The 19,757-nt window shown below is 65.0% G+C and carries 10 protein-coding genes and 1 pseudogene; 6 read left to right on the plus strand and 5 right to left on the minus strand.

Features of this window, described 5'->3' with window-relative positions:
• The first annotated feature begins 130 nt into the window (after positions 1–130).
• From HD593_RS40415 to HD593_RS40430, 4 genes are all read left to right on the plus strand, one after another.
• Positions 131–1,501 carry an ISL3 family transposase gene (locus HD593_RS40415; protein ID WP_185107527.1) on the plus strand — a complete coding sequence of 457 codons (1,371 nt, stop codon included), beginning with the start codon at positions 131–133 and terminating at the stop codon, positions 1,499–1,501.
• Positions 1,498–1,794 carry a hypothetical protein gene (locus HD593_RS40420; RefSeq protein WP_185107529.1) on the plus strand — a complete coding sequence of 99 codons (297 nt, stop codon included), beginning with the start codon at positions 1,498–1,500 and terminating at the stop codon, positions 1,792–1,794. Before HD593_RS40415 ends, HD593_RS40420 begins: the two co-directional genes overlap by 4 nt.
• A 1,346-nt stretch (positions 1,795–3,140) precedes the next feature.
• A complete protein-coding gene (locus tag HD593_RS40425; RefSeq protein WP_185107531.1) occupies positions 3,141–10,061 on the plus strand; it encodes a DNRLRE domain-containing protein in 6,921 nt (2,306 codons plus the stop codon).
• 128 nt (positions 10,062–10,189) lie between these two features.
• Entirely contained in the window at positions 10,190–10,732 is a 543-nt protein-coding gene (locus HD593_RS40430) for a hypothetical protein (protein ID WP_185107533.1), read from the plus strand.
• 183 nt (positions 10,733–10,915) lie between these two features.
• On the opposite strand, the gene HD593_RS60625 is transcribed toward HD593_RS40430, so the two are convergent.
• The gene (locus HD593_RS60625) at positions 10,916–11,632 is read right to left on the minus strand and encodes an integrase core domain-containing protein (RefSeq protein ID WP_221525221.1); all 717 of its coding nucleotides are present in this window, start codon (positions 11,630–11,632) and stop codon (positions 10,916–10,918) included.
• A 447-nt stretch (positions 11,633–12,079) separates the two neighbouring features.
• Between HD593_RS60625 and HD593_RS40440 the strand changes: the two genes are divergently transcribed.
• The gene (locus HD593_RS40440; protein WP_341850715.1) at positions 12,080–12,883 is read left to right on the plus strand and encodes a transposase; all 804 of its coding nucleotides are present in this window, start codon (positions 12,080–12,082) and stop codon (positions 12,881–12,883) included.
• A 934-nt stretch (positions 12,884–13,817) separates the two neighbouring features.
• Complete coding sequence (locus HD593_RS40445) at positions 13,818–15,560, plus strand: AIPR family protein (RefSeq protein ID WP_185107535.1); 1,743 nt, start codon at positions 13,818–13,820, stop codon at positions 15,558–15,560.
• Between the two features lie 137 nt (positions 15,561–15,697).
• Here the strand turns inward: HD593_RS40445 and HD593_RS40450 are convergent, their stop codons facing one another.
• The 4 genes and pseudogenes from HD593_RS40450 to HD593_RS40460 form a co-directional block, all read right to left on the minus strand.
• Positions 15,698–16,477 carry an IS256 family transposase gene (locus HD593_RS40450; protein WP_281402497.1) on the minus strand — a complete coding sequence of 260 codons (780 nt, stop codon included), beginning with the start codon at positions 16,475–16,477 and terminating at the stop codon, positions 15,698–15,700.
• A 35-nt stretch (positions 16,478–16,512) separates the two neighbouring features.
• Positions 16,513–16,995: pseudogene (locus tag HD593_RS63795) on the minus strand (transposase); the annotation flags it as partial.
• Between the two features lie 78 nt (positions 16,996–17,073).
• The gene (locus HD593_RS40455) at positions 17,074–18,609 is read right to left on the minus strand and encodes an ISL3 family transposase (protein ID WP_312904063.1); all 1,536 of its coding nucleotides are present in this window, start codon (positions 18,607–18,609) and stop codon (positions 17,074–17,076) included.
• Positions 18,610–18,669: 60 nt separating this feature from the next.
• Positions 18,670–19,521: a hypothetical protein gene (locus tag HD593_RS40460; protein ID WP_185107537.1), complete on the minus strand. Its 852-nt coding sequence runs from the start codon at positions 19,519–19,521 to the stop codon at positions 18,670–18,672.
• Positions 19,522–19,757: the final 236 nt, after the last annotated feature.

Raw genomic sequence — 19,757 nt, forward strand, 5'->3', positions numbered from 1 at the left:
GCTCTTGAGCACTCTCTGGGGAGCAGTCACTTGGAGTGACGTCGAGGGCAGATGAGGGCCCGAGGTGGAGCCCGGCTGGGTGGAGATTCTGTAACTCGCCGCACATGGCAACGGCCGGTCTGTGACGATCTTGACCACCAAGATCCGATCACCAAGAACGGCCGTGGGGGTCGTTGTGCTGTCTCCGGTCACCGACGACCAGGCCCGGCTGCAGCGTGTGTTGTTCCCGCACCTGGACGGGTTGGAGTTCGAGCGGATCGAGGACATGAGCAGCAGTGTACGGATCACGGCAGGTACCGGAACCGAGCTGGCTGTCTGCCCGCGCTGCGCCACACCGACTACTCGGGTGCATGACCGGTACCAGCGGCGTCTGCAGGATGTGTCGTGCGGCGGGCGGCCGATCCAGGTTGCGTTAGAGGTCCGCCGGTTCGTCTGCGGCAACAGCTCCTGCCCGATCGCGACATTCGCCGAGCAGGTCGACGGGCTGACCGCCAAGCACCAGCGCCGCACGGTAGGGCTTCGGGGTCTGCTGGAGCGGGTTGCGCTCGCACTGGCCGGTAGCGCGGGCTCCCGTCTGGCGCTCGCGATGGGCCAGGTTGTCTCACGCTTCACGCTGATCCGGACGATCCGGGCGCTGCCCGATCCCGAGGCCGGGCCGGTCACCGTCCTCGGGATTGACGATTTCGCCAAGCGCAAGGGGGCGTCGTACGCGACCGTCTTGTTGGACATGGACACTCACCACGTCATCGACGTGCTCGACGGCCGGGAGGCGGATACCTTCGCCGACTGGCTGCGTGCGCACCCGGGGATCAAGGTGATCTGCAGGGACAGGGGAGGGTCCTATGCACTAGGAGCCCGGCAGGGCGCGCCCGATGCGCAGCAGGTGGCCGACAGGTTTCACCTGCTGCAGGACCTGGGCAAGGCGGTGGAGAAGACCGTCATCACCCACCACGGCGCCCTGCACGACCCCGACCCCGGACCGGAGTACAGGGAGCCCGCGCCGACGGCACCGCCACACCCTGCCGCGCCCGGCGCAGACCTCGCGCCGCCGCCCGCCGATCCGGACGGACACCGTGACGGTGCAGGACAGCCGCGGCGGCTCATCGCCCGGCACACCGAGCGATATGACGCGGTCCAAGCCCTACTGGAAGGGGCTGTCGCTCTCGGCGATCGGCCGCGAACTGGGGTTGAACCGGCAGACCGTGGCCCGGTTCGCCCGCGCCGAGAGTCTGGAGCAGGTGCTGTTCAAGGCCACTCACCGCGCCAGCATCCTGGACGACTTCAAGCCCCTACCTCAATCAGCGATGGAACCAAGGAGCCACCAACGCCATCGCCCTCCACGCCGAGATCAAGAGCCGAGGCTGGACGGGCAGCGCCGAAGCCGTCCGCGCCTACCTGCGGCAATATCGGCCCGACCCCACCGACGACCAGTCGCGGCCCCGGCAAGCCCCCACCACGCCCGCTCCGCCCAAGCCTCGCCGGGTCGTCCGCTGGATCATGACCCACCCCGACCATCTGAGGGAAGCCGAGGCCGAACACCTCGCCAAGATCTTGGATCGCAGCCCCGAACTGGCCGCCACCGCCGGCCATGTCCGAGCCTTCGCCACCATGCTCACCGAACGCACCGGCCGGCAGCACCTGGACGGCTGGCTCACCGCCGTCCGTGCCGACCCGCTCCCCGCCCTCCATTCCCTGGCCAACGGCATCGAACGCGAGACCACGCCGCCGTCCTGGCCGGGCTCACCCTCCCCTACTCATCAGGCGCTGTCGAGGGCACTATATGAAGATCATTAAGTTCTGGAAGCGGCTCATGTTCGGCAGCGCCAACCTAGACCTACTCCGGAAGATGGCGCTCCACAACTGAGTCACCGACCGTGACCACTCCCCAGAGAGTGCTCAAGAGCCCGGGCGGGCGCCCGTCGGGTCTGGTCATGTCCACCGCTCAGGCGGGGCCGAACCGCGGTCAGGCGGCGGGACATGACATCGGTCATCGCCCAATACACTCATGATTCGGAGCTGGCCGGCAGGTGTTTGTAGTCGCGGACCAGACGGCAGTGGAACATCAAGATGCCGTACGTCTGCTCTACCGCTCAAGCACACTGCACCTATGGATGGTCAGCAGAGGGAGCGGGGGCCGATAATCGGGCGGGAGGGTCTGCGGTAACTGTCAAACCGTTTGAGACGTTGCAGGCGACTTGTTCTGTATCGGAGCTGGGTTCCTCCTTGGCAGGTTCGTTGACCCAGACGGCGGTGGGCAGGCTGGGCGGGGCGGGCTTGCGCCGGAACCGGCCGGGATTGGCGGCGTAGGCGGCTTGGAGAGTCCGGGCACGCTCGGCCCGGATCTGGTCGGCGGTGCCCAAATGCACCGAGGCCGGGGTGTGCAGGCCGATGCCGGAGTGGCGGTGTTCGTGGTTGTAGTAGGAGACCGGGAGAAACTGTGGGAACCCGTCAGGCTCCAACGGCGCTCGGAATCGCGACGACGACAATTCCCACGGCCCGCAGCTCCCTGTGCGCTGGGGCGTGATCCTGCTTGCCGGCGTCGGCACCGGTGTCGCTCTGGGGCTCGCGACAGGGCCCCTTGCAGGCGTGATGGCCGGTGTCGCCGTCGCTGGCCTTCTCCACAAGTTTCTGATGTAAGTCCTCGATCGGGACAGGGCTGGCCAAGGCCGACGAGGACAGCCCTGTCCCCAGCAGGTTGAACGGTCGATACAAGACGATCGAGGGCAGGAACCCGCGCCTGACGGAAAAATTGGGGGGAATGGCTCGCCGCCTTGAGGCGGCGGCGCTTGCCGTCGAACCGTTCCCACGCGTCAAGCCGCACATGGGAGTACCGCGAGGCCGCTGATGCCCGCGGCATGCAGCCCCCGGCCCAACGCTGTTGATCACTCTCACACCAGTCGGCGTATGGATACGGGCAGTACTACGAGTTGGATCACATGGTCAACTTACTCTTTCTATAAGTGATCTTTACTGATACGTTCCTGTCCGAAATGCCACTTATAGTAGCCTGCGCACCTTATGCGCGGGCTGTCCGGCATGCCTGCAAGAAGGAGAAACGCTAGGTGACACCAGACCCAGGGCAGCGAGGCTTACCCCTCACCCTGCCGCGCACACGACGCGCCGGCTTACTCGGCCGCTTCGTGACCGTCAGCATCGCGACCACCGTGGTCGTCGGCCTCGCCGCCGTGCCATCGTGGGCCGAGGAGCCCACGCCAGCTCCCCAACCATCCTCACCCCAACCGACCGCCCCACCGCCTTCGAGCGAAAATAGGGCCGTCGATAAGGTCCTTGAAGCCGCCAAGAGCAAGGCGGCCAAGTCCGGTAAGCGGGTGGAAATTCCGGAACGCAACACCGAGAGCACCACGCTTTACGCCAACCCCGACGGCAAAACGCTCCGGCTGGAGCTCAACACCCAGCCAGTGCGGGTCGAGAACGCTGACGGCAAAGGCTTCACGCCGATCGACACCACCTTGGTGGAAGAGGCTGGCGCCATCAAGCCCAAGGCGATAGCGGGAAGCCTGACCCTGTCCGGCGGACAGGACAAGGCGCTGCTGAAGAGCCGGACAGCCAACGCCGCGGCGAAGATCACCGCGCCGTGGGTGTTGCCCGAGCCCACGCTGAAGGGCAACACCGCAACCTACGCGGACGCCTACGGCAAGGGCCGCGACCTGCTGGTAGCCGCGAACCCGACCGGCTTTGAACAGCAGATCATCATTCGTGAACGGCCCACCGGTCCGGTCTCGTTCCGGGTGCCGGTTGAGCTGCCCTCAGGCTTGTCGTTCAAGAAGAACACCGCGGGCCGGCCCACGATCGTGGGCAAGGACGGCAAGACGCTCACCGAGGTACGGCCCACCCTGATACAGGACGCCGAGGCCGCCGATCCCAAAGCCCCGCTCGACACGGGCAGAGCCGGCAAAGCCGCCGTCGCCCTCGCCGACGACGGCAAGACCCTCATCTTCACTCCGGACGCCGCGTTTCTGGCCGACCCGGCGACGGCCTACCCGGTGACGATGGCGGCCGCGAGGGATGACTGGTACGAAGAACACACCGGCTGGCAGAGGGGAGGCATGGACACCTGGATCAACGACGTCGATTACAAGGACAGTTGGGACACCCAAGCCCAGCCTCAGATCGTGGCCGGCAAGTCCTACGCCAGCAGCATCGCCAAGCGTTGGCGCGGCTACCTCCAGTTCCCCAACATTTCCCCCGGCTTCGCGGGCAGCAAGGTGCAGAACGCCGACCTGCACCTGTGGAACTATGAGTCCAATGACTGCGGGACCTCTCCCGGCTCCGGAATCACGGCGCGCCGGATCACTTCCACCTGGGATGACCTGACGCTGCACTGGGATCGCCAGCCGTCTGTCACGAGCACAGGAGCGGACAATGAGCCGGGCGCCTACGACGAAACCTGCTCCTACGCCTGGAACCTGACCCACTCGCTCGATGAGATCGCCCAGGCATGGGTCGACGGCGCCACCAACTACGGGATCCAGCTCACCGCCGGCAACGAATCCGATGTGCGGAACTGGCGGCGCTACACCTCCCACAACGCCGGCGGCTGCATGACGGCACCGCTGGAAGACTGCAAGTTCGAGCTGCACCCACCCATCCTCACCATCGACTTCGAGCTGCCGGTGCCACCACGCCGGGAAACAGTGGTCATTAGCTCCAGCGACCCACTCACCTCGATCCCCGAATACGAGGAAGCACTCACCCGATCAGTTCATGTGCCGGCAACATTCGACTCGACGGCAATGACCGGGGAGCAGGTAGCCGCCCTTGATAAGCATCGAGACGGTGAAGGCTCCTTCATCGGAACCAACAACCTTCCTCCCGCCTTGCCGTATCCCGGCGACACTGACGACACCGGCAACTCGGAAGGCGAGGACGCGTCCTCGCCACGAGTATTGGCGACAGAACCGACCAACGAGGCTACGGAGGTCCCCCTGAACTCCCAGGTCAGGGTGACATTCAGTGAGCCGGTCTCCAGACCGGAGATCTCGGTGAAAAGTGCACACGGTGACGACATTCAGGGCTCAATCGCCGTAGATGGCACTGAAAAGGTCGCAACCTTCACCCCGCAACAGGCGCTTCGCCCCGGCACCAGATACACCGTTGACGTGTCGGAAGCGATCGACTCGTGGGAAAATGTGATGACACCCTACACCTGGTCTTTCACTACCCTGAAGCAGGCCGCGGGCCAGTGGACGTTCGACGAGGGGAATAGCCGCACGGCCGCCGACTCCTCGGGCAATGGCCATGACGCCGACCTGAACGACACCGCGGCGTGGATCGCCGGCAAGAACGGGAACGCGATCTCCAACACGCCGTCGCAAGCGAGGATCGCCGCCTCCCTGGCGGCGGCCAAGCAGGGCAAGCAGGTCGAGGTCGCCGATGAGACGACCGCGACCAGCATCACTTACGCGCAGCCGGATGGGAAGACGTTCAAGACCGAGGTCGCGGCCGGCCCAGTACGGGCCAGGCAGAGCGGCGCATGGGCGCCGATCGACACCACCCTGGCCGAGCAGGGTGGCAAGCTGCGGCCCAAGACCCTCGCCGAGGGCGCCGTAGTGGAGATCTCCGCCGGTGGCACGGATCCGTTCGTGAAGATTGCCGCCGACGGCAAGTCGTACGCGCTGCGCTGGCCGACGCCACTGCCGAAGCCGACGATCAAGGGCAGCGTGGCCACCTACACCGACGCCGCCGGCGTGGGTGCCGACTTGGTGGTGACGGCGCTGCCGGCCGGGTTCCGGCACGAGGTAGTACTGCGCCAGCGGCCCGCCAAGCAGATGGAGCTGCGGATCGGTGTCGAAGACGACGGCCTGACCCTGACCGAGGGCAAGGGCGGTCGGCTGCTGCTGAAGGGCAAGGACAAGAAGCTGGTCGCCGCAGGGACGCGGCCGATCGTGTTGGATGGTGGCGGCAAGGACCGTCCCGCGGCGGTCAAGCACGGTGAGGCCGCTGGCGACGTGGTCACCAAGGACGGCCGCACAGAGCTGGTGGTCAAGCCGGACCAGAAGTTCCTGGCCGATGCCGCCACCACCTACCCGGTACGAGTGGCCGCGGCGGTCACGCTGCCGCTCAGCGCCGACGTCGATGTCAGCACGAATGACTCCGACGTCTCGCCCGCGTACCCGGGAAACCAGTACATGCTGGCCGGCACCGTGTCGGGCGGCACCAAAGCCCGGGTGCACCTGCGGTTCGATACAGCGGGCCTGCAGGGCAGCACGGTGACCGACGCCACGCTGTCGATGAACACCATCGACAGCCACAACTGCGGCGCTGCACTCGCCAACGGCATCCAGGTCGCCCGCCTCACCGGCGCATGGGACCCGGACAACCTGTACTGGGCCAACAAGCCCGCCCTCACCACCGAGGACGCCTCCACCAACTTCAAGGGCGTCAACTCCGACTGCGCCGTCTACCCGGACACCATGAACTGGAACGTCACCGGCATTGCCCAAGACTGGGCCGCCGGCGCCGCCAACCACGGTCTCGTGCTCAAGTCACCCGGTGAGGCGAACATCAACAACTATCGGGTGTTCACCTCCTCAGAAGACACCGACTTCAACCTGCCGCCCAAGCTGACCGTCACCACCAGCGGCCCGACCTCGCAGCCGGCCATCTCCGCCCCGGCCATCACCCCGGCGCAGAGCGTGGACGGCGTCACCGTGACCAGTTCGCTCACCCCGCAGCTGGCCGCGACCGTCGCCGACATTGCCGGCGGCAACCTCACCGGCCAGTTCGAGGTCGAGCACGACCCTGCCGCGACCGGTCAGGGCAGCGGCCAGATCTGGGCCGGCGCCTCGGCGGCGGTCGCCTCCGGCGGCCAGGCCACCGTCAGCGTCTCAGCGGGGAAGCTGACCGACGGGTGGAAGATCCGCTGGCGGGCCCGCGCGGTCTCATCCTCGGCGGCCTCGGCATGGTCGGACTGGCAAAGCGCCACCGTGGATGTGCCCAACCCCACAGTAAGTGCCTTCCAGGTCACCCCCTCTCAGGTGGTGAATGGCGTCACCGTGGCCACGAGTCTGACCCCGGCTTTGCGCGCCACGGTTACCGATCCGGCCGCGCAGCCGGTACGGGCCGAGTTCGAGGTCGAGCACGACCCTGCCGCGACCGGTCAGGGTACAGGCCAGATCTGGGCCGGTGCCGTCGACAATGTCGCCTCCGGCGCCCAAACCTCGGCGACCGTTCCGGACGGGAAGTTGAGCGACGGGTGGAAGGTACGCTGGCGCGTCCGGGCGATCAACACGGCCACCACGGTCGGCTCGCCCTGGACCGACTGGCAGTCCCTGAGCGTCGACATACCGGACCCGGTTTCCGAACCGGCCGTCGGCGCGCTCCAGATCACCCCGTCGGAGCAGGTGGACGGCGCCACCGTCACCACCACGCTCACCCCGGCGCTGCTGGCGCAAGTGATCGACCCGGCCGGTAAGCCGTTGCGCGCCGAGGCCGAGATTGAGCACGACCCCGCGGCACCCGACGGGCAGGGCACCGGCCAGATCTGGACCGGCAGCGCGGACAACGTCCCGGCAGGCACACAGGCGAGCATCGCCGTCCCGGCCGATACGCTCGCCGATGAGTGGAAGGTGCGCTGGCGGGCCCGTGCGGTCTCGGCCACTGCCTCCTCTGCCTGGTCGGACTGGCAGGTGTTCACCGTCAGCCTGCCCAAGCCCACCGCGACCGGCCAGACCATCACCCCGTCGAAGGTGACGGACGGCGTCACGGTGACCACCAGGCTCACCCCCACGCTGCAGGCCACCGTCACCCACCCGGCCGACCAGCCTCTGCGGGCCGAGGCCGAGATCGAGCACGACCCCGCCGCACCCGACGGGCAGGGCACCGGCCAGATCTGGACCGGCAGCGTGGACAACATCGCCTCGGGCACCCAGGCGAGCCTCATTGTCCCCGAGGGGAAGCTGGCCGACGGATGGAAGGTGCGCTGGCGACTGCGCGCAGTCGCCGGTGACGCATCCTCTGCCTGGTCGGACTGGCAGCAGGTCACCGTGGACGTCACCCAGCCCGGCGAGGAGCCTCTGGCGCAGACCGCCAGACCGGTGATCCGCACCGACCAAAGCTTCACGATCGGCGCGTGGCTGCGCTGGAGCGACAAGGACGGCGACTACACCGTCGCGGAGCAGAAAGGCATCCATCAGGCTCCCTTCCGCCTTGGCAACTCCCCCGATCACGGCCTGGTCTTCACCTTCAGTAGCGCCGATACTGCCGACGCGACGATCGAGGGCGTGCTGTCCGGGGTCGAAGCGCCGGTCAATGAGTGGTTCTACCTAGTTGGCGTCTACGACACGGCGGTCAAGACGGCCTCGCTGTACCTCAACGGAACCGTCATCAAGACGGCGTCCGTCAGCTTCCCGACCTGGAACGCGGACACTGCCATGACGTTGGGCAGCAAAATGAGGGGTGATCTCGATGAAGTCCGCATCTACCAACGTGCCTTCAACGCCGACGATGTCGCAGGCATGTTCGCATCGGCCATCGCTCCGGCAACCACAGGTGTATCCACAACGCTGAGAGAAGCAGGATCAGCACAGGCCGCAACGCAAACGGGAGGTTTCGATTATCAGCACCTATCTATGGAGCAATGCCAGGTAAGCCCAGCGGAAACCGGATATGCGGAGCGTGACGCGCGTATCCGCGAGCAGCCCTACCTCTCGTGCTGGTCTTCCTACCTCTATATCATGGACTACGAAGAGGAGGTGGACGACGACGGCGTCCGCCGGATGGTGAAGTCGAATCTGCACAGCTCAATTCTCAAAACACTTTGGGAGCTGCTGAAAGACGTTCTAACCGAGCCATTCGACGACGACGACGTCCTTCGCTTCCGGGCCACCTGGACCATCCACAGCTATCTGGGCGATGCGACGGGCAACAAGGTGGTGAACGGTGGAGAGAGCAACCTCAAGCCAACCGAAATGCAAATGTTCGTCCGCGTCGATGAACTCGCCGTCGTCGACGGTGTCGGCGGGCGCGTTAAAGTTTCGTCGGATAAGCTACGAGGATTTCCCATGGATCTCCTCCTGCACACCTACGGCTGGGGCGCCGATGGGGGTGATTGCGATACCGAAGACTGGACGAGATTCAAGGACGTCTCTGGATGGCATGCCAAGTCTGACGAGAAGTACCTCATCAAGGCATCAACTTCCAGTACGATGATCTGTTCCCTCATGCCGTACATCAGAATTTCAAACGATATCTACTCGCTTAAAATTCCCCTGTGGAGCCAAAAGGTCTACAGCGCGGCGGGGGAAGCCCGGCCCATGGGCGTACGGCGCCACGGCAGTGATGATCCTGGCCCAGAGGGTCTCAAATGGAAGCCGAACTTCCGATGCGACCGTAAGGTCTTCGGCGCCACCGATCCGGACGTCGAGGACAGCATTGGCGCCTGTATTAACACAAGGTCCAAACGCGTATTTGTCATGTCCAAGACCGAGGACGGGGAAGAATTCGGCGAGGTCATAGACCATATCGGAGATGCGTTAAACCCGAATAACTCTCAAACCTGGCCGCCGCTCAGGCCAGGCCACGACTGGACGAAGACCAGCTACCCTCCCACGCGCGATAAGAAAGGTACCGAGCAGAAGAAAATGATACCCGGCAACTGGGCCGCGTCCGCCGCAACCATTGCAGGTTCGCCGCTGACGCGTGGAGAACCAGGCGTCATCAATAGTGCGAACAGGGCGGCGTTCTCCGGCTTCGAGGAGATGCATATGGATGAGGGCACGACACATGCAATGCATTGGCTGGCACCGCCATCCTGGCCAAGCCGTCGGTACCACATCAATTACTGCAAGTATTATATGCCGGAGAAGTATACGAAAAAAACCGATGCGGATGGGCTGCCCTGGGCGGATACGAGAACCGTCGCTTGCGACGAATATCCTTTCGCCGCTTCTACCCAAGGCGCGGCCAATTCCAACGGACATTATTCTCTGAGAGCTGTGAAATACGCGCACAACAAAGCGCATGGCACGGCACTTAACCAATTCTTCACACGCTTCCACGTTGGGGAAGGCAACAAGTTCTGGGTGCTCATTGACCCCTAGGCCGGAGTGGGCATAGCAGCATATCTTATGGGCTCCGAGGGGTGGTAGAATTCCAACATCACCCCTCGGGCCCCCCTCTCTCCCCCGCTTGATCGCGATGCCGGAATCAGGACGTACCTTGAATGAAAATGAACAGTTTTCCTAGCGAGAGCCAGTACCTCCTCCTGATGGAGCTCGGGTTTCAGGATTGGTTCAATGCTCGGTGGATAAGCATTGAGGATGTCAACGAGGTAGCCCGGCGACTGCAGGTCTCGGAGATAATAACTAGATGCGACTTGCAGAGCGCCGTGAGATCGATACCGGCCAGGCCGGAGACAATGCGAGTTTGGATTTCATCTCTTGCCCCTGGCTGGTCTCATATTATTTGTCTCGGCGGCCTGATGCCGTCCCCCCCTGAGGACCTTACTATCGGTGGTCATCGTCTTTTCGAAATCAACTTTCTCGGGGCGGTTGGCGAGGTGGATTTGCCGTACTACTCCGAGGACGGGGAAGGCGATGCCGAGGGTCTGGGATTGGAGCGCTACAGAGGTTATTGGGAAGGTCTCGAAATTCTTCCGCCGTCACTAGAAGAAGAGATGGAGATGTTTCTGACCCTCCTCGGCAGAATCACAGGTAGATTCCTCGACCGCGATTGGGCTTCATCACAGGGGCTGCTATGCAGAGTGCCATAGGCCTTACTAAGCAGAAACTGGTCTACTAGACCGTAGCTCAGTTACTGGCGACGTGATGTAGAGCAGGTCGCGATCGCGGAAGAAGCTGCGCACAAGCTCGGGTGTCGTCTGCCGCGGTCGACGGCTCGCTCAATCCTGTCCGTCAGCTCCTGCAACAGGCCCAAGACGCCCACGTGTAGGGCGTCATAACTCGCGTGCGTGGTTTGAGCTGGGGTTTCTCCGACCAAGCCATGCGGCTCGGCGATACTCATTGATCACTCCCCCGAGTATCGCGTGGCGTTCGATCCGGCCTTCCATCGGCACCACTACATGCTCATCGTGATCGGGTGGTCGCTGTCCACGGCCCTGATGCGGCCGATGCGCGTTGTAGTGATCGAGATACTCGTTCAGAACCACGCGCAGGTGACGTTCACCGTAGATCAGCATTCTGTCGGTGCACTCGCCGCGTACCGTCCGGATCCAGCGCTCGGCGTAGCAGTTCGCCGTTGGCGTCCGCGGTGGTGTCTTCAACACCGTGATGCCTACAGCGGCGAACACCTCGTCGGAGAGGGTGGTGAATTTGGCGTCCCGATCGCGGATGAGGAAGCGGAACGACTCTGCTCGCTCACCGAGGTCGATCAGGAGGTTGCGGGCCTGCTGAGCGGTCCATGCGCCGGTCGGGTGGCTGGTCACGCTCAGGACATGCACCTGTCGCGTGCGGACCTCCATCACGAACAACACGTACACGCGCTTCAGAAAGATCGTGTCAACATGGAAGAAATCGCAGGCCAGGAGCCCTTCGGCTTGCGATCGTAAGAAGGACCGCCAGGAAGTGTCGAGATGTCGGGGTGCCGGACCGAAACGGTGCGAGCGCAGGATGGGCCGCACGGTCGCCTCGCTGACCTGGAAGCCAAGCCGCACCAACTCTCCGTGCACCCGTCGATGGCCCCACCCAGGGTTCTCCCGCGCCAGGCGCACGATCAGGTCCCGAAGCTCCGGAGTCGTTCCTGGACGCCCAGGCCGATGCGGGTAGGTCCAGGCCCGTCGCACGAGGCGACGATGCCACGCCAGCAACGTCGCCGGGGTGACCAGACGATGAGCGCGCAGCACCGCCGGCAACCCACCGGCCCAGCGCCGCGAGAACGGCCCGATCGGCCCAGTCCGGCTTCGGGCGCCCGACCTGACGCCGCAGCACCGCCACCGCATGACGCAACACCATGATCTCAACGTCCTTCGACGCCTGACCGCGGCCCAGCAACATCAGCCAGCCGAACACTCGAAGCGTGAGCAGATAGAGCATGCGGAAAAGCACAAGACGCGATCTTGTTTGCAGGTACGAAGCTCGTCAAACCACAGGTCAGAGCCGTCGTGGCTGCATTTTTGACGCGGTACAAGATCCCCGACCGCTTCCGGGCCAAAATCTGGATCAGGATCGACGGCGCGGGCGCCACTCACGAACGGGTCGAGCATATGAAGGGGCTGAACACCACCCGGCGCACGGTGAGGTTCGCCATCGGCTGGAAGATCACCGATACCGACGAGGCCGCGATCGCCAAGCAGCCGGACAAGGCGTGGCTGGCCGCCCTGCACCAGGACGGCCAGCTGCACGCGCATGCCGGTGTGGCCGAGCTGACGCACCTGGACGAGCGGGCCGCCGTCTGGGGCGTGCGGCTGCTGGTGCGCCGGGTCCGGCCCTCGGCCCGTGACCAGCGCCAGTTCACCGCGCTGGAGCAGCACATCGGCTTCAAGTACGTCATTATCGCCACCAACCTCGGATCCCGTGGCCTGCGCGGCATCCCCGGCAGTCACCACGTCCAGTTCATCGATGCCGTGCATCGTGATCACGCCGAGGTCGAGAATCGGGTGCGCACGAACAAGGCGATGGGGTTGCGCAACCTGCCGTCCAAGACCTGGAACGTCAACCTCGGCTGGGTGCTGGCCTGCAACCTCGCCGCGGATCTGGATGCCTGGACACGACTGCTGGGCCTGCATGACGACCGCGAGCTTGCCCGGGCAGAGCCACAGAGGCTGCGTTACTGCCTGTGGCACCTGCCGGCCCGGCTGATCTCCCATGCCCGTCGCCGGATCCTGAGGATCCGCGCCACCTGGCCCTGGAAGAACGCCTTCCTGGCCTGCTGGCAGCGCCTGTGCGCTCTGCCTGCACCCACCTGACCAGCCCGAACGCGTCCACGCCGATCCGAAAGGAGTAGCCCCGATCCCAGCGCGGCTCGTGGAACCGCCGTCCGAGCGTCTCGGGAAGGTCGTCGTGGCACTCGCCCACAGCGAACGGGACGATCAGGCACAAACCTCCATCAGCCGAATCTGATCAGGAGGGACGGCCACCCCGTGAGTCATCGAGGTTAACCCACTCTGATCAGCGCATTTGCGCAGGAGCACGGCTCCCGCATGTCCGATGAGCCCCTTGCCGTCCCCTCGGACAGACAAGCGGCGGTCCCATGCCGTAGCGTTCACGCGAAAGATGCATCCGTTCTCTGCGAGTTCGTGATCTAGGCAATCCGATCATCGCAGGTCGGAGGCACCTTTCTCTATTACGATCTCCAGGACGAAATTCCGGTTGAATTGCCGAGGTCTGGCCAGCCACTTCACCCGGTAGTACCCCAGAGACAGTGAACCGCGTCCCAACCCCAGCGACCTGTCCGACGTCCGGAGCGCGCTCGTCGAGCCTGTGCCGACCGCCTGGCGCGCAGAACGCCGCGACAACGCCCTGAACGTCGGACGGCCACCCGAACACTACTGCGCACCATCATGAATGCCATCTCCTACTCAACCGCATCAGCCCTCCCGAATACCCTCCGTGCAAACCGCCTACGCCCACTGGCAGGAAGACGACATCTTCGACCAGCTCAGCAGTCTGCTCCGCCGCACCGGGGCTGGACGTGAACCCGAGCCACCGCGTACCGAGAACGGCCGTCGTCGTACGAAGTGTTCCCTCGCGCGTGCGCCATATGGAGGACAGTTCCGAAATGAGGTATTTTAGCCCACCACAATACGCTTATGTGGCCACATCATCGTTCTCTATGACACTGGCTTGTTGAAGGCCAATCTGACTGAGACAATGTGGCGGTCCGCGATCGGGAGGACTCTTATGGCCACCGCTCTCAGCAACGACCAGCGACTGCTAGATCGAATCCTGGAAGATCAGCGGAAAGCCCTGGCTCCCGACACGAAGCCGGAAGAGTTCTTCAACTTCTTCGCTGCCGCCAAGGCGCTCTGGGATTGGGATCTCGACCTTGACGAAATCAGCGACGGAATCGTGGACGGCGCGCACGACTGCGGCATCGATGGCATCTGGTCTTTCATCGACGGCCGACACATCACCGCCGACGTCAAACATTACCTCGGCTCGCGGACCCGTACGATAGATCTGGTCATCCTCCAAGCCAAAACCTCGACTGGATATCAGGAATCCGTACTTGAGAAGCTTCACTACCATCTCCCGCAGTTGCTGTCGATGGATCGTTCGGAAGAGGAGCTCGCCGAGCACACCAACGCCAAGCTTCTGGACCGGACGCAACGTTTCCTGGATATTCTCGAGTCGACCGCCTCATCCTTCCCCCAGGTGAAGGTGCACATCATCTACGCATGCCGGGCGGCTGACGGGCCGCATCCCAACGTGAAGGCCAAGGGAGATCGGCTGCGACGGGAGATGGAGCAGATAACCAGTCAGACGGAGTGCGTGGTCGAATACCTGACCGCGGCCGACCTTCGCGAGCGCGCCGGCCGAGGCGCGAAGGAGGTGGCTCATCTGGTCTTCTCGGAAACCCCTATCAGTACCTCTATCGGCGAAGGCTACGCGTGCCTGGTACGACTGGACGAATACTACAATTTCATCACGTCGTCCAACAATGCGCTGCGCCTTGAACTGTTCGAGTCCAACGTCCGCGACTATGCCGGCAGCACCGCTGTCAACACCGCGATAGGCGAGACGTTGAAAACGGCTACACGTGAGGACTTCTGGTGGTTCAACAATGGTGTCACCATAGTCGCCGAAGCGGCCCAGATCTCAGGCAAGAAGATCGTCATCAGGGATCCACAAATAGTCAATGGCTTGCAGACCAGCCACGAGATCTACAAGTACTTCGAGAACGGCGGCAAGGACCTGGACCGAGCGCTGCTGGTGAAAATCGTGGTGGCACCGCAGGCCGGCACCACCCGTGACCGCATCATCCGAGCCACCAACAGCCAGACCGCTCTTCCCGCCGGCGCTCTGCGTGCCACCGAGCAGATCCAGAAGGACATCGAGGAAAGCCTCAACTACCGGGGCGGTTATTATTACGAGCGCCGCGCCAACTACTATCGCAACCAAGGTTACGCGATCGACCAGGTTGTCAGCATGGCGCGGCTTGCCCGGGAGATGACCGCGTTCCGCCTCCAGGAGCCGCACACCGCACTTCAGCATTCCGAAGCCCTACTCCTGGAAGAAAGCCGTTACAGCAGAATCTTCTCCTCATCACACAACCTAGATATCTACCGGCTGACCCTTGATGTGCACTGCCGCATCAGGAAGTTCCTGCATGCCTACAGCAAGGACACCCCACTTCTGGGCGAGACGATCGAGAACTGGATCTACCATCTCGCGTACATGTCCTCCTTCACTCTCACTCGCCTGCGTCACCCGAACGAGCGGGACCTGCTCAACATCGACCTCGCGCACCTGTCAGATGAGCTTCTGGAGCAGATGACCGGCGCGCTGGACAAGGAGTTCCGGTCGGTGCTGCGGGTAAACAAGGCCCGGGGCGTCGACCGCATTGCCCGCAGCGCCGACTTCAGTGAGCGCGTCCGGCAGGCCATTATCGGGCAGCGACGTTTCGAGATCGCGCGGTCGTAGGTGTCCTTACAGCGCCGCACCATCCCCACGATCAGCGACTCCACCGGCCAAACATGCAGCCCCCCCATACGCTCCAGCAGAAGCCCAGCCATACGCGGGAGTGTCAACTTAACGGCTGATCTTGGTTGTTGAAGTGTTCAGAGGTTGGCAGGGGTGAGGCGGCCTTCGAAGGCGATCTGGAAGGCGTTCAACGGTGCCTTCCAGCGCATGGTCCATCTTTTGCGGCCCTGTCCGGTGGGATCGAGGCTCATCAGGGCCATGAACACGCACTTCAGGGCGGCGGTCTCGTTCGGGAAGTGGCCGCGGGCTCGCACGGCCTTGCGGATGCGGGCGTTGACGCTTTCGATGGCGTTGGTGGAGCAGATCACCTTGCGGGTCTCGACGTCGAAGGCCAGGAAGGGCACGAACTCGGCCCAGCTGGTCTCCCACAGGCGCACGATCGCCGGGTACTTCTTCCCCCAGGTCTCGCAGAACTCATAGAACCGCTCCAGCGCCGCGTCCTCGGTCGGTGCGGTGTAGACGGGCTTGAGCGCACGTGCGATCTTGTCCCAGTCCTGGCGGGCGGCGTAGCGGAAGGAGTTGCGCAGCAGATGAATCACGGATGAGGTCTGCACGATCGTGCGGGGCCAGACCGTCTCCACCGCCTGCGGCAGTCCCTTGAGCCCGTCGCAGACCAGCATGAGCACGTCGTCCACGCCGCGGTTCTTCAGCTCGGTCAGCACCGCCAGCCAGTGCTTGGCGCCCTCACCGCCGTCGCCGGCCCAGATACCCAGGATGTCGCGGTGCCCCTCGACGGTGACGGCCATGACCAGGTAGATGGGCCGGTTGGCGACGTGACCGTCCCGGATCTTGACGTTGATCGCGTCCACGAACAGGACCGGGTACACGCGGCGCGATCGAGCGGCCGGTTCTGCCATTCGGCCATGCCGTCCATGACCTTGTCGGTGATGGTGGAGATGGTCTGCTTGGACACGCTCGCCCCGTAGACCTCGGCCAGGTGGGCGGAGATCTCCCCATGGGTCAGCCCCTTGGCCGACAGGGACAGGACCATCTCGTCTACGCCGGACAGCCGGCGCTGCCGCTTGCGCACCAGCTGGGGCTCGAAGGTGCCCGCCACCGCGCGGCACCCGCACCTCCACGGGGCCGACGTCGGTCACCACGGTCTTGGTGCGGCTGCGTTGCGGCTGTTGCCGCTGTTCTTCCCGGCCGGATCGTGCCGGTCATAGCCGAGGTGATCGGTGATCTCGCCTTCCAGGGCCGACTCCAGCACCCGCTTGGTCAGCTGCTGCAGCAGGCCACCCTCACCGGTCAGCTGCAGCCCCTCACTACGGGCCCGGGTCACGAGCATCGAGATCAGCTGCTCGTCCGTCATCGAGCGGTCCGGCTCGGCAGGCAGTTCGTTCATGGACAGCGACTCCACGGCGGTCTCGGACATCAAGCGTCTCTTCCTTGATCATCAGATCCGCCGTTAGTTTGGCTCTGGCCCGTAATCGGTGGTGGCGTTGAGTGATCTTCACGGCAGCAGGATGCGGTGGCGCAGAAGGTCGAACCCGGCGCGGCCGTGCATCTGGCGCATGATCCTCTTCGTGCGGGTGTTGACGCCTTCGGTTCGGCCGTTGTGGTGCGGGAGGGTGAGGGCGGCGTTCACGGCGTCGCGATCGAGTTCGATGCCGTTGGCGAAGCCGTGCAGGTGCGGCAGATCAGCGGCTCGGAGGGTGGCGATCCAGGCGGTGAGCTTGGCGTCGTTGCCGTCGGCCGGGGTGAGGAGCTCGGCGAAGCTGCGGACATGGCGGGCGAGTTCGGCCAGTTCGGGGCAGGCGGCTGTGAGCTCCTGCACCAGCTGGGTGTCGCTATCACGCAGCCGGTCGGGGTGGGTGAGCAGGAGACGGGCCAAGCGGCGCGGCGTGATGACGGGCCGCTCTCCTTCGGCTCGGCCCTGGGTGATGTAGCGGTAGAGCAGGTTGAGGCTGCCGGTGTAGCCGAGCACTTTGATCTCTCGAAACAGCTGCTGGACGGCAACGGCCGGATCGGCGGCGCGCCGTTCTCGCAGGTGATCGCGGTAAGGATCGACGAGAGTGGGTCGATAGCGCGGAGCGCGGCGCAAAGCCTCGGGCTTGTGGGTGCGGGCGTAGCGCTTGACGGTGTTGAGGGACAAGTTCAACCGACGGGCGCACTCCAAGAGGCCGACGCCCCGCTCCAGCAGGTCGTGGATCTTCTGCCAACGCTCACGGGTAGTCTGTTCATGGACGCCGGCGGGCCGCGACGGGTTAACCGTGGCCCAGCAGGCGCTGTGGGAGCGAACCTCAGCAAGGGTCTTGTCGCAGAAATTCGCCCACAGGTGCCACCTGTCCCCGACCTGCACTGCATCCGGCAGAGCGCGTCGAACCGCCTCACCGTACGCGCCCGACCCGTCGCGGCAGACGATCTCGACCCCAGGGTGGGATCGCAGCCACGTCTCCAGCACATCGGCACCGCGGCCGGGCAGGACATCGATCCGCTCGCCGGTCTCGGCGTCGATCAGGATGGTGGCATAACGGTGCCGGCGCTTGAGCGCGAAGTCATCGACACCCAGCACGCGCGGGATCCGCAGCGCCGGCAGCGGCAGCCGCGCCAGCAGGCGCAGCGCTGTGGACCTCGAAATCGTGACGGCCAGGACCGCCGACAGCCGCGCACCCGCCCGACCGGCCAGTTCCTTCACCACCGCGCCCAGCTGGCCGGTGAGCCTGCTCGTTCGACGCTGGTAGCGCTCGAGCAGCCCGGGCACCTGCTCACGGAACGTCTGCCGAGGGCATCCCCACGCCGGGCAGACCAGACGCCGTACCTGTAGCGACACCACCACCCGCCGCCCGTCGACCGGGACATCCGTGACCGTCCGGCTCACGTAGCCGTGCACCCGACCGCTCAGCGCCCCGCACACCGGGCACGGCACCGGCTCGTCGCGAGTACGGGCCATGACCCGAATGAGGTCGTCCTCGTCCTCTACTGCCTCGATGACCAGGGCAGACAGCCCCGCAAATACCACACCCACAAGATCGTCGATCTTCAGCACGGCCCAGCCTGGCAGGGATCACTCAGTGCCACCACCGATTACGGGCCAGAGCCGTTAGTTTTACAGTCCCGTCTGCGGCAGCAGCACGGTGCCGGTCGGAAAGTGCACCGGGTCCTTGCTGAAGAACTGCTTGGCCTTCTGCCACGCCGTACCCACCGCCGTGGAGACCCGTCCCCGCCTGCGGCCATCGCCCCGCGCAGCCCCGCCCCCCCGCACCGCCGTCGCGCCCGCCGGGATCCCGGCCCGGAACAGCCCCATCGCGGTGCCGCGTCCGGCCCGCACCCCCGCCGCCAGCCCGCCCAGCACCGCGACCGCCTTGCCGCCCTGGGCCAGCAACCCGACCTGACGGCCGCCTGGGATCACCCCGATCCCGTCCAGGACGACCTGCCCCAGGCTCGCCTTGCCCTGCCGGTACTTGTGCAGCGTGTCGGCGAACACCACCGCCCCGGCCATCACCGCCGCCCCGAGCAGGATCGCCCCCGCCAGCCCGCCGGTGCCGATGATCAGCACCGCGATCCCGGCCACCATCGCCACGTTGCGGGCCAGGTTCACGAAGTCGTCCCAGGACCGGAACGGCGTGCTGACCGTGTCCCACGCCTTATCCAGCCACGACTTGTTCTGGATCCCGCTGCCTTCCAGCGCCCGCTCGATCTCCTCGACCGCCCGCGACTCCGCGTCCCCCCGCAGCCCAGCGGCTTCGTCGGCGATCCGCCGCGCCCGGCCCCGGTCGGCCTCGGCGTTCTGCGTCCGCGCCACGGCGGGCCGTACCGCCGCCTGGACAGCCGGATCGGCGGCGCTGACCGACGTCTCCACCTTGGCCAGACTGCCCGACGCGGCCGAAGCCGGCAGTTGCGCCCGTACCTCGCGCAGCGCGCCCTGATACTGCTCCTCCGCCGCCTGCCCCTGCCGCAACGCGCTACCGGCCTACGTCTTCGCCTGCTCCAACAGCCGCGTCGCCAGCGCCCGCACCTGGACCGGATCCCCCGGAGCAGGATCGCCCGCCAGCCCGAGAGTCTCCCAACCACCCGGCATGTGATCACCCCGCCTGCCCGACCCCGGATGAGGTTCCGCGGGGCTGTACGCAACCGGCCGAGCCCGCAGTTCAACGATCAAGCCCGAACGGTATGAATCGGCTCCGCCCCCTCGTC

The organism is Nonomuraea rubra (assembly GCF_014207985.1).
Classification (GTDB): domain Bacteria; phylum Actinomycetota; class Actinomycetes; order Streptosporangiales; family Streptosporangiaceae; genus Nonomuraea; species Nonomuraea rubra.

Coding starts and splice junctions, on each gene's coding strand:
- HD593_RS40420 (WP_185107529.1), top strand. CDS start 1,498: ATGACCCACCCCGACCATCTGAGGGAAGCCGAGGCCGAACACCTCGCC.
- HD593_RS40430 (WP_185107533.1), top strand. CDS start 10,190: ATGAACAGTTTTCCTAGCGAGAGCCAGTACCTCCTCCTGATGGAGCTC.
- HD593_RS40445 (WP_185107535.1), top strand. CDS start 13,818: ATGGCCACCGCTCTCAGCAACGACCAGCGACTGCTAGATCGAATCCTG.
- HD593_RS40450 (WP_281402497.1), bottom strand. CDS start 16,477: ATGGCAGAACCGGCCGCTCGATCGCGCCGCGTGTACCCGGTCCTGTTC.